Consider the following 13,735-nt stretch of genomic DNA (forward strand, 5'->3'; position numbering starts at 1 on the left):
GCATGCTGTCACCAGTCAAGTTCGAGCGGCAGCAGATTTTGAAAGCGGAAGGCGTCTAGAAAACTAGGGGCTACTCATGCGGCCTGCTATTTGTCGGATCGCTCAAGGTACAGTGGCGTGGCAAAGAAGCCGAACAGCAGGCCGCCCAAATGGGCTTCCCAGGCAAGTCCTACCCACCGCCCGGAAAGGACAGCCATGATCGCCAAGAGCAGGAACAGCGCCAGGTGGTTTTGGACAAAGAACTTAACCAGCAGCCAAGTTCTTTGTGATCGTACGTTGACCAGATTTCCGGTCGCGGGGTGCACGCGCGCCAAGGCGGCCACAAGACCAAACACCGCCCCTGAAATGCCCAGCACGGATGCACCTGAGTCGCGATTGACCAGGAGGAAGAGTACCCCTCCCGAAATGCCGCTTCCGATCAGCATGTAGAGGTAGCGTACCCAAGCCAACGGTGGCTGGCCCAGTCGCGATATCAACGGCGCACTGAGGAAGAGGAGCGCACTTAGGTTCAAAAGCACGTGTAACCACCCGCCATGCGCAAACACATGCAGGACGAGCGGCATTACTCGTCCATTCTCGATGGCTCGCCAGGAGAGTGCCCAATGAGAAGCGAGCGGTACACCGCCCCAGAAAAAGATCACGGCAAGCACCAAGCTCAAGGTGATCGGCACAATATGAGAGTGCCATGGTACGCGCCACTGGCGCAAAAACAGAGTATCCGAACCGACGTCTGGCGAGGGATCAACAACCATGATTACCTGCTCCACGCCGAGTCGACAATCTGATCCAGATCACCATGGGAAGCTGGACTGCGGGCATACTATCCAAATCCCCATGACGAACAAAAAGTGCGGTTCAACACCATTCTGCTCATACAATGCTGATCTCCCCCTGTTTAATAGCATTTTACTTTCTTTGATCTCGTGCATATCATTCCATTAACCATACGAGTCGGGTCGCACCAATCTGTTCTGCGTAGCTGCCACGCAACCTTCCTACATTGTCCTGGCGAAGCATTCCACGGGTCAAGGAACTCCTTGATAAAAAAGGGGAATCGGCATGAAGAACCAGAAATCTATGGTTGCGGCTGCAGTCATTGCTGTAATGGCAAGTTCCTCACCAGCGATCGGGCAAGCCATTCAGAACGGGCCAGTAAAGAACCAAACTACGGCATTTGACAACACTATAACTAGCAATGGTGGTACTGTTACGCTTGCTACGCTTTCCAATCTGTCTTTGGGAAGCTCCTGGGTGCGCAGCGGATACACCATAAGCTCTACTGACGGCAGTTTCAGGTCTATAGACAGTGGTTACTTGCCGGTGAGCACCAATACCTCAGGCTCGGCTATCGGTGGAGACTCGATTGGAATCGATCCAGACTCTCCATTTCCCTCGTCAGGTCTGACATTCTCTTTCGCGAATCCCATTAACGCCTTTGGTTTAGAAATCGGCGATTGGGCGACCTGCTGCTATCCTTCATCTCTCTATATTGCATTTGATGGAGGAGCAACACGTCTCGTTGCAACTGCCAACGACAGCAACGACAATCCCGGTATCCCTGCCGGTCAAGGCTTCTACAACTTTGTGGGAGCTATCGACAGTTCGAACACCTTTAAAACCGTTTCGTTTTATGGGGACGGTGCTGGTGAGTTCATTGTCGCTGGTGGCACGATCAGGTACGGGACAGTCGATATCGGTTCCGTTCCAGCAGTTCCCGAGCCATCGACTTGGGCAATGATGTTGATCGGTTTCGGCTCCATTGGCGGAGCGATGCGGCGCAAGAGGAAGCAGCAAGAGCTAACCCTCGCAGCTGCTTAGTTCTATTGAGCTATGACAATGACGGCATTGCAGCAAGTGGCGACCTTAAGCGTCACCACGGCTAAGCGGATGTCGGTTTTCCTTTTCAACAATCAGGTGCGACGCTTCGATGCAGCGCCGCACCTTTTTTGCGGCTCTATGTCCGATAAGTGTCATTCTCGGACACAAGGCTGGCGCGTCCGAATTCGGCGTGGCAGACGCGATTGATGGCTGTGTCCCCTTCCCTGCCAATGCTCGACCCCGCCGATGGCGGTCATGAAACCGCGCTCGTTGCGCTCGATCCGGCGCAACCGGCGCTGCCGGCGATCCTCAATGCCAAGATCGAGCGTGCCGCAGCCTATGCCAAGGCGGCGCGTGCTGGCGCGACCAGGCGCGCGTATGAGTCCGACTGGGCGATCTTCACCGCTTGGTGCAATGCGCATGGTCTGACCGCGTTGCCGGCAACGCCGGATGTTGTTGCGGTGTTTGCCAGTGACCAGGCCGATGCGGGGCGCAATCCGTCGACGATCAACCGGCGCGTTGCGGCGATCGGCCATTATCATCGTGCCGGCGGCTATCCGGCGCCGACCGCGCTGCCGACCGCCGGGCGGCTCGCCGAGGTGCTCGCTGGCATCCGGGCCGAGCATGGCGGCGCCAAGCGCCAGAAGCGTCCGGCCGATGCGGCTGCGCTGCGCAACATGCTTGCCGCCATTGAGGGCGACGATCTCCGGTCCTTGCGCGACCGCGCGATCCTCGCGATCGGCATGGCTGCCGCGCTGCGGCGATCGGAGATCGTCGCGCTGGAGGTCGATCATGTTACGATTGTGCCCGAAGGCTTGCGGCTTACAATTGCGCGGTCGAAAACCGATCAGGCGCGGCACGGCGCGGTGATCGCGATCCCGGAAGGCTCGCGGATCCGTCCCAAGGCGATGCTACTCGCCTGGATGGCAGCGGCGGGGCATGGTGACGGCTTTCTCTTCCGCCGATTGTCGCGGGGCGGCGCGCTCACCCCTGCCCCGATGTCCGATCGTGCAATCGCGCGTCTCGTGCAACAGCATGCCGCGGCAGCCGGGTACGATCCGACACAATTTGCCGGCCATTCGTTGCGGGCGGGCTTCCTCACCGAAGGCGCCTCGCAAGGCGCGACGATCTTCAAGCTGCAGGAAGTTAGCCGCCACAAGTCGGTGCAGATCCTGTCTGATTATGTCCGCAATGCGGAGCTGTTCAAGGATCATGCCGGTCAGCGCTTCCTGTAATCTCAGTTTTGCATAGGTGTGCACATGTCTACAAAGCGGCTTGTCGACATGTGTTGTGGCTGGCGTTCCTCATCGGCTTGGATCAAAGGCTGCGTATGAGTGCGCGAGAGTCACAAAGGACATTGTTCTGGGTAAAGCCTGATGCCGCCTCGGGCCCGGCTCAACAACGCGAGACGCTGAGAAGGCATCGAGGACACACCAGAAACCGCTCACATATTGTTAAACGACACGCGGTTTCTCAAGCTGAACCGCTTGACCAGAAAATGAACGTTTGAAGGTATGCGGCAATCACCGCTTTGACCGTATCTTTAGCTTATGTTCTTTCAGAGAGATCGACTCTATGCCACAAAAGAGGACGGCTGGTAAAAAGCTTCTAGGCTCAGCCGGACTAGGCGCGGCGCTTTGATTGCCCACCCCACGGGGGCGCCGCGCCTTTTTTTCGATTTGATCGCTTTGTCTTGGTTCGGGCGGGCAGGAGCCCGTTTGATCCTGAGGCCGGGCGTGCTGGGTGATAAGCTGCAGTCCGTTCGTGGCAAGCCGTTGGCACACAAGCGCTAATACCAACTCCGTGCGTTACATGTTCAACGAGCTGATCTGATCTACCAATAGCGAAGATGAAGTAGCGGCTCCCTCTGCCGAGCAGGAGCTGTGCGGAGCAGATGCATTGGGAGGGACCTGCAGAGGCGTCCATTGCAGAGGGAGCGACGCCGCCAAATGTCGAGACCCCGGCCGGCGAAAAGACGGGGAAGCCCTGGATTGCCATGGTCACAGAGAAGGCGGTGTTGTCAGGTATGGATGAGTACGCCTTGTCCGGGCGTCTCGATGCCGCGGCGCCTGAGAAGCTGCACAGGCTCGGCGAAGAATGCGTGCATTGAAACGAAGCCCCCGCAGCAATCACGTTTGCGAGCGCAGCAATAACGGTAAACATCAAGTTTGATCCAAACAGAACGAGGCTTAGCGGTCGGGGGGCAATTACCGCTGTCCTACATGCAGCCCTTCCAGATACCTCACAGTATGGACGACGAGCCTGAGGAACTGTTGTGGTGGTTGGCAACGCTATTCGTCAGCGGCGCGTTCGTTGCGGGACTTATTTCCGCCATGAACGCACTATGATCCACGGGCGCATCGACCCTTCTCCACAATCGCCGGCTTTCCGGCCCAACCTTTCTTGGTGTGCTGCCCCATCCGATCCCGAGGACGAAAGACGCGCCGCACCTGCGCAGGCAGTCAGGGCGTCTTATCCAACCATAGTGACACAAGGAGGGTAAGGCGCCGCGCTGACAGCCGCTGGCGGGGCGTCTGCCCGTCGCTTCCACGACCAACACTAGGAGCAATGATTAAGGCACCCGAACCAGCGTGGCTGCGTGACGCGCTGCTGCCTGGCGCTAGCGACAACGAGGTGGAGATCGAGCCGTTCGCGGATAAGCTTCACCGCATCCCAGGCGCAGATAAGCGGCCGGAGTAAGAAGCAGGCGCGACGCCTTTTGGGGGTGTTGTGGAGACGCCGCGCCAACCCTGTTGCGAGCGGGTCTAGCCTGAAAGGCTGGGGCGCCGATTCGCAGATAGCAGTCTTGTCTCGCATGGTTAACAACGCAAGCCGGAAGGGTGACGGCATCAGCAATGATTGAACTTCATCAAAGCCCCGACGGGCCTGCCCAGTGGCGGGGCAACCAAGTCTGCAACGCAAGCACGACGCTCGCGGCCCTATGGATGCGAGGTGCTTGCGGAGCCAGCAGCGGGCTAGCGCCGGGCTGCTCGTGATGATCGACCATTGTGGCGTGAAAACAAGCGCCACGGAGCAAGCGTCACCGGACCATCGTGGATGCCTGCGGCAAGGCCCGAACGGTCTAGGCAAGTGCCCCGCCCGAGCTTTGCGGGGCGAAGGCGGGGCACCTGAAACAAACCGGGTTCATGGGGGGATGGGCATCCCGGCTTGCTCATCCTTAATGAAGAAGAAAGGTTAACAAACGGCTACCGAACCGACGAGCCGGCCGATCGACAGCTTCGCCGGGATCTGGCGCACGGCCGAGAGCGGCGCCGTCTTTGCGTTCCTGACGACTGAGCCGAACAGCCGGTCGGACCAACTCACCAAAGGCGATGCCGTTGCTGTTGAACGATGAGGATGAGGAGCGCGCGCCCCTAACTGAGACGATGGAACTGGTGGCACCATATCCTGCCCAGCGGATGCGGGTGGACGGCGAAGCGCCCCCATTACTGCAAGCCACAGGGTGGGCACGCAGATTGGGTGCCCAATTGTGCGCGCTAGAGCAAAGTAATTGAAAGCATTCGGTTGGTATAGCCGCTCTAGCCGCCGGCATCTTGCTGTGCGACTCGGCGGGGGCGCCAAGTGGACGATTGGGAGAGCAGCCGCTACAAATCGCGGCAGGTTGCGGAGCTGTACAGCCTTGGGTGCTCCCTAGGGTCAGGACCCATTGATGCGGGAGGCGCGATCTGATTCAGGCTCTGTGAGGAGAGCGTGGATGAGCGACCTATACTGGCTGACGGATGAGCAGATGGCACGTCTGCAGCCGTACTTTCCCAAGAGCCACGGCAAGCCGCGGGTGGACGACCGGCGGGTGCTGAGCGGCATCGTCTTCGTCAATCGCAACGGGCTGCGCTGGTGTGATGCGCCGAAGGACTATGGCCCGCACAAGACGCTTTACAATCGCTGGAAGCGGTGGGGCGAGAGGGGTGTCTTCCTGCGCATGATGGAGGGGCTCGCGGCAGCGGAAGCCGTACCGAAGACCGTCATGATCGACGCGACCTACCTGAAGGCACACCGCACGGCATCGAGTCTGCGGGTAAAAAAGGGGATCTCGGCCGCCTGATCGGCCGCACGAAAGGCGGCATGAACACCAAACTGCACGCCGTCAGCGATGCGGACGGGCGGCCCTTGAGCTTCTTCATGACCGCCGGGCAGGTCAGCGACTACACCGGCGCGGCAGCCTTGCTCGACGATCTGCCGAAAGCACAGTGGCTGCTTGGCGACCGTGGCTATGACGCCGATTGGTTCAGGGACGCCCTGGAAGCCAAGGGCATCCAGCCCTGCATCCCGGGCCGCAGATCGCGCAACGAGCCGGTCAGATACGACAAGCGCCGCTACCGGCGCCGCAGCCGCATCGAGATCATGTTCGGCCGTCTGAAGGACTGGCGCCGCGTCGCCACTCGCTACGACCGCTGCCCAACCGTCTTCTTCTCGGCCGTCGCGCTCGCGGCCACCGTCATCTTCTGGCTATGACCAATGAGTCCTGACCCTAGCATGCCCGACGTGTCGACATCTCGACGCGTCGCCGCTTGGCGTAACCCGGTTCACCAACACATGCGGCTCGTGGAATTCCTACTCGAAAGCACGAATCCAACAGCCATTTACCGCCTATTCCCCTCTTGTCGCCCGCGCGCCCTCCCAAAAGTTCGTGCTTTCGAGTAGGAAATCCAAAATGAGCCCCCCCCCCTCCGGATCGCCCCAGAAACCATCCTCGAAAGCCCTAGCGCCGCGCCGCAGGGACGTTCCCCAACGTGACTTGTTCCAGCTCGACAGCCCGTTGATCGGTGAGATCCGCGGCGAGCGCTCGCTGATGGCGTTCCCCTTCTTTGCGCTGGCCAAAAGCGCCTGGATGAAGCCGCTGGCCTATAATCACGGCCCGGTCTCGATCGAGGTGCGCCCGTCGTCCAACGGGGTGGCGACGATCTACGACAAGGAGATCGTGCTCTATATCGCCAGCCTGATGACCGCGAAGCTTGAGGAAGGGGAAAGCGTAGCGCAGGATTTCGTCTTCACCGCGCACGATCTGTTCTCAGCCACCGGCTCGAATCATTCGGCGCGCTCCTACCAGCGGCTGTCCGAGGCGCTGGAGCGGCTGCAGGGCACGCAGATCAAGACCAACATCGAGGCAGGCGGGGAGGGGGAGGAGGGCTTCTTTTCCTGGCTGTCCGAGGCGCGGCTGCATTATTCCAAGACACGCACCGGTGAGAAACGGCTGAAGGCGGTGAAGGTCCGGCTGTGCGACTGGCTGTACCGTGCAATCCTGCGCGACCGCCAAGTGCTCGATTATGCCGCCACCTATTTCCAGCTCGGCCCGATCGAGCGGCGCATCTACGAAGTGGCGCGCGCCACTGCGCCCGATGCGGAAGGGGGACGGCTGGAGGTCGACTTGGCCACCTTCCGGCTGCAGATCGGCTATCAGAACCCTTTGCCCAATTTTCGCGCCGCGCTGAAGCAGATCGCCGGTACGGACATCATCCCCGACTACGATCTCGCGCTGGTCGAGGGTGAGGCAGCGAGCGAGAATGACGGCGAGAGCAGGGGACGCGGGCGCAAGGCCGCGCCGGTCAATGTGGTGATCACGCGGCGCACGACGCGGCTGGCGGACGAATCAGGCGAATCAGCGGGCGGGTCGGCCACGGCAAACAAGCAAGACGCCGTTTAATTCATACTCGAAAGCACGAAGTATTGGCGCAATTCCTACTCGAAAGCACGAATGGAAACGCCAATTGATACTCGAAAGCACGAACTTTTTCGGCATTTCATACTCGAAAGCACGAACCATGACGCCTTTCGATGTTGGATTTAACCTGCAACAAGACGGCTAATGTGCCGGCAATGGGGCCGGCGCTTAGCAAGCAGGTGGCCGTGACCACATAAAGGAAAGCCCGGCACGAAGGCCGGGCATCCCAAGGGAGTTGTGAAGCGACGTCGCCAAACGTCGATCCGAGGTCATTCAACGCCTCTCTTCATACCCCCGAACCAGCTTCGGTTCAAGGATGCGCGTTTCGCGCCACGCCCTCTTTTTGTCTCGTGTCCCGGCCCCGAGGGGGAAGGAAGATGAAGGCGTTCGCCTTGGGCGAAGCGACGGCGATGGCGCTTGCGCGGTATCGCATCCACGATGGCGTGCGCGTGCGACTACACGCGAAGAGCGGTGCGCCGCATCGCACCGGCGCGCCGATCCGCCGCGACAGCATCGAGGCGGGGACGTTCGAGGAGCATTTCTTCGCCGTGCCGGCCAAGGGCGAGCCCGATCGCCTGCTGCGCATGGCGCGCGCCGCGCTAGACGCCGGGCGTCGCCTCAAGCGTGCGGTGCGTAGCGAGGGCCGTGTGCTCTCGCCGGCGGAGACGGCGCTCACCGGCCTCACTGCCGGCGCGATCCGCGTGTTTGAGGAGATCTGCACGCTGGCGCGGCTCAACGGGGGTCGGGTCTTCCCGACCTATGACCGACTCGCTGCCGCCACCGCGCTCGGCCGCGCCACCGTCGCGCGCGCGCTGCGCAGCCTTGAGGTCGCCGGTTTTTTAGTCCGCCAGCGACGCTTCAAGCGGGTCGCGCAGGAGGGGGGGGAAGGGCCACGTTACGCCCAGACCTCCAACGCTTATCGCCCGCTGCTGCCCACGCGCCTGTTGCCGCACCTGCCGCGCTGGCTGGCGCCCGCGCCGCTCCCCGCCGATGTGGTGCGGCGGCAGGAGGACCGCACGGCAGACGTCGCCGAGATGCACGACAGCCTTTCCTGCCGCGAGCTGGCCGAGACCTTAGTCGGCGGATCGCTTGGCCGTGTGCTCGCCAAGCTGGGGGCGACAATCGATCGCCGCGCCGAGACTGCCGCATCGTGCGAGTCTCAAAACCATCCGCAACCGCTACTCGAATCTATATATTCGAGAAAAGTAGCGTCAGCCTCGACGACCGACACATCCAGCCTGACTGCTTTCTCCAGTGGACCCACCTCAAACCCCAACAACCAATTAACCAATAACACCTGCCGAAGCATCGGCTCACGCCGACGCAATGCTCCCTAACGGGATCAAGCAGTTGCCGGCAGCGATCCTCGCCGACCGAGCCGTCTGCGGCTTCTGTCAGAGGACCGAAGCGTCGGCGTAGCGGTATGTCGGCATGTCGACGCGAGTGGGTCTAACCCTTGCCGCTTGCGTCGCCTCCTGCGGCTCGGCATCGCCGCAGCATGACATGGCTGTCCGAACTGATCGCCGAAGGTTTCTGGCAAGCTGGGGGGGTGACACGCGCACCTGGCAAGGGGAGCAAGGATGCACTAGGGTCCAAACTCAATCAGCGAGTTGAGGTGGAGCGGCTTTCCTGATTCACTGTGGGTGTGGATCATGGGAGTGCGGGTATGGCGCTGTTCTGGCTGTCGGATGAGGCTTGGGCGGCAATCAAGCCGCACCTGCCCAAGAACCAGCCTGGTGCCCGGCGCGTGGACGACCGGCGGGTAATCTCCGGCATCCTGCATGTGCTGAAAGTGGGCTGCCGCTGGTGCGATTGCCCGACCGATTACGGACCGTCGACGACGGTCTACAACCGGTTCAACCGCTGGTCGCACCGCGACTTCTGGCTGAAGCTGCTCGACGCCCTGGTGGATGCAGGCGCGGTGACAAGGAGCACTGCAATCGACAGCACCTATGTAAAGGCGCAACGGGCCGCATTTGGCGCAAATGGGGGCGCTCGGCGCAAGCGATCGGCCGCTCGCGTGGTGGCTGGACGACCAAGGTCCACGCGCTCACCGACGTTATTGGCCGCCCCTATGCGCTGATGCTGACGGCCGGCAACGTCAGCGACATCAAGGCCGCTCCCGCGCTTCTTCAACGCGCTGGCCGCATGCGCTACCTGCTTGCCGACAAAGGCTATGACGCTGACCAACTGCGACGCTCGCTGCGCGACGCAGGCGCTGTTCCGGTCATTCCCGGACGCCGCAACCGCAAGCCCACCATCCGCTACGACAAGGATCGCTACCGCGCTCGCCACCTCGTCGAAAACGCCTTCTGCCCCCTCAAGGACTTCCGCCGCGTCGCAACCCGCTACGACAAGCTCGCAACCAACTTCCTCTCAGGCGTTGCTCTCGCAACCGCCGTCGCCTTCTGGCTGTGAACGAGTCTGAGCCCTAGTTCCGGTCCGTCAGCGACCATGCATCGTGTCGAGGAATATTTCGCCAAGTTCTCGGGCTATTCGGCCAGCCGTCTCGCTGACGCCTGACCAGCGAGAATGTTGCTTTTTCAGCCACATAGAATATTCACATGGTTCTAGACAGAGAGACGCGTCGACATGTTTGTCTGTAGACACTAGGGCTGGCCGAGCGCTTCACGCATCAATAGCGTCCACCGCTAAGGACAATATAGCACGGCGCAAACAGACCGGTTCGACGTCGCACCCCGGGCGGTAACCCGCCTAGGCCGCGACGGTCCTCGGTTCGGATCGACAGCCTCCCATCACGTTGCCTTTGAGCCGGAAGCGCAAGGTGTCACCCAATCCTTCATCCGCACGGAACACGCCGTTCGCATAGGGTTCGCCGATCACCAGGTGATCCAACACGTTTCTATCCTCACACAAGACGAGGTGAAGCTGCTTACCAAATGTATCTTCGTCGAGCACGAGCAACGTGCGCGTGTCGTCAATGTCATATTTCGCAACAAGCGCAGCCGCATCCAGCCTGAGGGACGCGTCGCTGCCTCGTCGGCCGGCGCAGCTCGATGTCCGGCCCAGGCTCGCGATGTCGTTCGATGGCTTCGTACCTACCCACCGCGGTCATCAAGGCAAGGCTAAGAAGGCGGTACCCTCACGTCAAATTCCGACCAACGAGCTCATCAGGATCGCAGCACCGGCAACATGCACATCTCCAGCGACGGCACCCCGCCGCCTGCCGCCAGACATGGCCGCATCGTGCGGCCGGTCTCGACAAAGCCTACTTTCTCCAGCACGCGCCGCCTGGGTTCACCAGCCCGCGTCCCCAGCAGGGCCGTGCGAGTCAATTGCCAAGCTCGGTCGTGTCCGGCGTCAGGCCGATCGTGCCAATCAGCGTTTCGCCGCCTAGCATGGTGATCGCCCACGTCCATTCGTATGGCACGATCTGGTCGAGGAAGAAAGCGGCATCGGCCGGGCCATAAGGATGCGGCACGCGCGACAGGCGCCGCGCCATCTCCCGCGTGACCCACCGCCGTAACGATCGCGTCCGCATCGCGCTGTGCCGGACGCCGGAGCACCAAGCGCTGGTGGTCAGCGACGAGCGGTGTAGCGCTGTTCGCTTGATCATGGACTCCAGCGTATCGGGGATCGAACAGCCTGCACAGCAAGGTGTGCAGGTGATTCGCTGGCCACGACGTTCCGACACATCAACATGTCGACATGTACGGGCCATGCCGATGGGCGCGAAGACGATTGCGCCCTTGGCTACGCGATGAAGCGGTCGCTCTTTTCCGCAGCGACGCGGAACCGAACAATGCGGGCACCGTGGGGCATCGGCACGGCGATCGCCACCTGGTCGCCGATCGCCGGCCGGTGATCGCCGGCGCGCGCGAATACAATCTGAACGGTGCTCGCCATGCCGCCAGCCACATCGAGCCGGCGACGGTCAAGCAGCGGGCGACCCAAGGCGTTGCCTGTCGTTGGCTTCGCTGCTGCGCTCGATGTCGACGCTGATTGATCCCAGGCCGCACTGGCGGGCACGGCTTCTCCCTGCCACGTCGCTGTCGCGGCTAGCGAGAACTTGCTTGGTAGGCGCGCGCGGTATACCACCTCCATCGTCTCGTTGGCATTCGACCACGATCTCGACACATCGGCCGTGACACCGTCGCCCGACTGACGGGTTGTGTCGTCTGGCAACCCGCGCGTCCACACGGTTTCGACCTGCGAGCCCGCAACCGGCTGCAAAATCCCCGATCCACGGGCGAGCGCGACATCGGCGCCAGTGCTAGGAGGATGACGCGCCTCATGGCGCGCCGCAACTGGGCGACTGGCTGGTGCGATGTGACGCGCGTGAGGCTGCGCGCTCCTTCGAAATCCAGGTAAGGAGTACACGGCGCGCTGGCCGCGAATCTTCGTCCGCAAGGGTCCGTTCCACGGGATCAAGATGGCGCGGCGCCAACACTGGAATGTCGCATGGGCACAACGCTGCCACAAAATTTGGTTGACGGCTGCGAATGGGCGATTGCGCATAGCGTCAGGCGGAGACCCGCCGCGAACTCGACGTTTTTCCGCTCGACAAACTAACATGTCGACATGTAACCGCCGTCCTCATGTCGACAGTAGCGATCATCAGTCAGAAGGGCGGAGCGGGAAAGACGACGCTGGCGCTTCACCTCGCCGCGATTGCGCAGGAGGCCGGGCGCGTGTCGCTGATCATCGACACCGATCCGCAGGCGACCGCCAGCCAATGGGCTGCGTGGCGCCAGGATCAGCCGCCCGAGGTGATAGACAGCCCTCCGCCGCGCCTCGCCGCTAAGGTGGCGGCCGCTCAGGGGCAGGGGGCCGAGCTGATCGTGATCGACACGCCCCCGCATGCGGACAGCGCCGCGCGGGCTGCGGTCGAGGTAGCGGATCTGGTGCTGATCCCGTGTCGACCCAGTGCATTCGATCTCGCCGCGATCCAAACCACCGGTAAGCTCGTGCAGCTCCTGCGCAAGCCGGCGTTCGTTGTCTTCACTGCCGGGCCGCCGAATGCACCGCGCGTGTACCAGGAGGCCAGCGAGCTGGTCGACGGCTACGGCACCCCGCCCTGCCCGGTGATCCTGCCCGACCGCGCGGCCTATCGCCACGCCTCGGGCGAGGGGCGCACCGTTACCGAGACTGAACCCTCAGGCCGCGCCGCGGGCGAAGTTCGCGATTTATACAGATGGGTATGTCGACAGCTCGACCTGCCGACGCCGCGTTATCGAAAGGTCGCCCGATGAGCCGCAAGCCCAGTTTCGCCAATCTGCGCACCGCCAGCACGCCGGCAGCGCCGGCGCCATCGCCGAGAATCGCCGAAACCACCCCAAGTACCTCCGGAAATCGCCCGGAAAGCCGCGTCGGCCGCAAGCAGATTGCCGGTTTCTTTACGCCCGAGATGAGCTTCGCGATGCACATGCTCGCGCGCCGGCAGGGCAGAAGTCTCCAAGCGTTGATGGCGGAAGCGTTCAACGACGTGCTGCGCAAGCACGGCGAAAGCCCGATCGGGGAGTGAGGGCGTCGGCGGTAGGTTAGACTCACGAGCTGCGTAGCGTACGAAACAGGGCCGATAGGTCGTCTACGAGATTGATTGCGTATTACATGAGATGAAGTGAACGTCTTGATTTAGCGCTGCAGCGATTTCGGATGACTGTAAACCTTAAGTTGAATGGAGCGTCTCCAATCTGTGCTTAGGAAGCGCGGTACCAGGTGTTGCGCATGAGATTACTAGGGAGAACATAGTGACGGGCAGGACGATCGTGGTCGGGGGTGGCGGGTTTGGCCGCGCGGGCAAGGTGCTGCGCGATAACCTGTCGATCACGCCAACGCGTCTGTCGCGGCTAGTGGACATCTCGTTCACCAGCCCGGATCCGACCTTTTCCGCGCAGGTGGCGAATGCCTGGGCCGAGAACTTCATCCAGACCAATCTGGAGCGCAAGGTTCAGGCTACGTCCTACGGCCGCAATCTGCTGCAGCGGCAATTGGCGCAGGCGAAGGAACGGCTCGACGCATCGCAACGGCAGCTGGTGAACTATGCGTCCGCCCAGCAGATCATCAACCTGCCGGCGCAGTCGGGTGACGGCAGGGCGACCGCGGAGCGTTCGATCGTCGCAGACGATCTTGCCACGCTCAACGCCGCTCTGTCACAGGCGGTGGCCGAGCGTATCCAGGCTGAGGCGCGGTTCCGCCAAGGGGTCGAATCCGGCTGAGGGCGAAATGACACCCTAAGCCTCGGCACCCTTCGGCCAGAGGTATTCGCCGGTGAGG

At 61.7% G+C, this 13,735-nt stretch carries 13 protein-coding genes; 9 read left to right on the plus strand and 4 right to left on the minus strand.

The genetic code is table 11. The features are described 5' to 3' along the window. Nucleotides 1-86: 86 nt before the first annotated feature. Nucleotides 87-752: a rhomboid family intramembrane serine protease gene (locus tag ACH0BU_RS16930; RefSeq protein ID WP_500264370.1), complete on the minus strand. Its 666-nt coding sequence runs from the start codon at nt 750-752 to the stop codon at nt 87-89. 307 nt (nt 753-1,059) lie between these two features. Here ACH0BU_RS16930 and ACH0BU_RS16935 point away from each other — a divergent pair, with 307 nt between their 5' ends. The 6 genes from ACH0BU_RS16935 to ACH0BU_RS16960 all read left to right on the plus strand — a co-directional run bounded on the left by ACH0BU_RS16935 (nt 1,060) and on the right by ACH0BU_RS16960 (nt 9,916). Next, nucleotides 1,060-1,818 (plus strand): PEPxxWA-CTERM sorting domain-containing protein, encoded by a 759-nt coding sequence (locus ACH0BU_RS16935; protein WP_500264371.1) that lies wholly within the window; start codon nt 1,060-1,062, stop codon nt 1,816-1,818. Nucleotides 1,819-2,024: 206 nt separating this feature from the next. Further along, nucleotides 2,025-3,053, plus strand: a complete 1,029-nt coding sequence (locus tag ACH0BU_RS16940; RefSeq protein ID WP_500264372.1) for a site-specific integrase — start codon at nt 2,025-2,027, stop codon at nt 3,051-3,053. Nucleotides 3,054-5,533: 2,480 nt separating this feature from the next. Further along, a protein-coding gene (locus tag ACH0BU_RS16945) for an IS5 family transposase (protein ID WP_500264373.1) occupies nt 5,534-6,291 on the plus strand; the annotation gives its coding sequence in 2 pieces (ribosomal slippage) (nt 5,534-5,867 and nt 5,867-6,291; 759 coding nt in all). A 283-nt stretch (nt 6,292-6,574) separates the two neighbouring features. Further along, entirely contained in the window at nt 6,575-7,480 is a 906-nt protein-coding gene (locus tag ACH0BU_RS16950; protein ID WP_500264374.1) for a replication initiator protein A, read from the plus strand. Nucleotides 7,481-7,875: 395 nt separating this feature from the next. Continuing rightward, on the plus strand, nt 7,876-8,835 hold the full coding sequence (locus tag ACH0BU_RS16955) for a helix-turn-helix domain-containing protein (RefSeq protein ID WP_500264375.1): 960 nt from the start codon (nt 7,876-7,878) through the stop codon (nt 8,833-8,835). Nucleotides 8,836-9,164: 329 nt separating this feature from the next. Next, nucleotides 9,165-9,916 (plus strand): IS5 family transposase gene (locus ACH0BU_RS16960; protein WP_500264376.1). Its coding sequence is split into 2 segments (ribosomal slippage): nt 9,165-9,491 and nt 9,494-9,916, totalling 750 coding nucleotides; the frame shifts between segments, so codons are not numbered across the junction. A 297-nt stretch (nt 9,917-10,213) separates the two neighbouring features. On the opposite strand, the gene ACH0BU_RS16965 is transcribed toward ACH0BU_RS16960, so the two are convergent. From ACH0BU_RS16965 to ACH0BU_RS16975, 3 genes are all read right to left on the minus strand, one after another. Continuing rightward, entirely contained in the window at nt 10,214-10,357 is a 144-nt protein-coding gene (locus ACH0BU_RS16965) for a hypothetical protein (RefSeq protein ID WP_500264377.1), read from the minus strand. Between the two features lie 433 nt (nt 10,358-10,790). Beyond that, the gene (locus tag ACH0BU_RS16970; RefSeq protein WP_500264378.1) at nt 10,791-11,075 is read right to left on the minus strand and encodes a hypothetical protein; all 285 of its coding nucleotides are present in this window, start codon (nt 11,073-11,075) and stop codon (nt 10,791-10,793) included. 137 nt (nt 11,076-11,212) lie between these two features. Then, a complete protein-coding gene (locus ACH0BU_RS16975) occupies nt 11,213-11,692 on the minus strand; it encodes a hypothetical protein (RefSeq protein ID WP_500264379.1) in 480 nt (159 codons plus the stop codon). Nucleotides 11,693-12,057: 365 nt separating this feature from the next. Between ACH0BU_RS16975 and parA the strand changes: the two genes are divergently transcribed. From parA to ACH0BU_RS16990, 3 genes are all read left to right on the plus strand, one after another. Then, nucleotides 12,058-12,711, plus strand: a complete 654-nt coding sequence (parA, locus tag ACH0BU_RS16980; RefSeq protein ID WP_500264380.1) for a ParA family partition ATPase — start codon at nt 12,058-12,060, stop codon at nt 12,709-12,711. Beyond that, nucleotides 12,708-12,983: a ribbon-helix-helix domain-containing protein gene (locus ACH0BU_RS16985; RefSeq protein WP_500264381.1), complete on the plus strand. Its 276-nt coding sequence runs from the start codon at nt 12,708-12,710 to the stop codon at nt 12,981-12,983. Before parA ends, ACH0BU_RS16985 begins: the two co-directional genes overlap by 4 nt. A 226-nt stretch (nt 12,984-13,209) precedes the next feature. Then, nucleotides 13,210-13,677 carry a hypothetical protein gene (locus ACH0BU_RS16990; RefSeq protein ID WP_500264382.1) on the plus strand — a complete coding sequence of 156 codons (468 nt, stop codon included), beginning with the start codon at nt 13,210-13,212 and terminating at the stop codon, nt 13,675-13,677. Nucleotides 13,678-13,735: the final 58 nt, after the last annotated feature.

Source organism: Sphingomonas olei, assembly GCF_045369765.1.
GTDB classification, from domain to species: Bacteria; Pseudomonadota; Alphaproteobacteria; order Sphingomonadales; family Sphingomonadaceae; genus Sphingomonas; species Sphingomonas panaciterrae.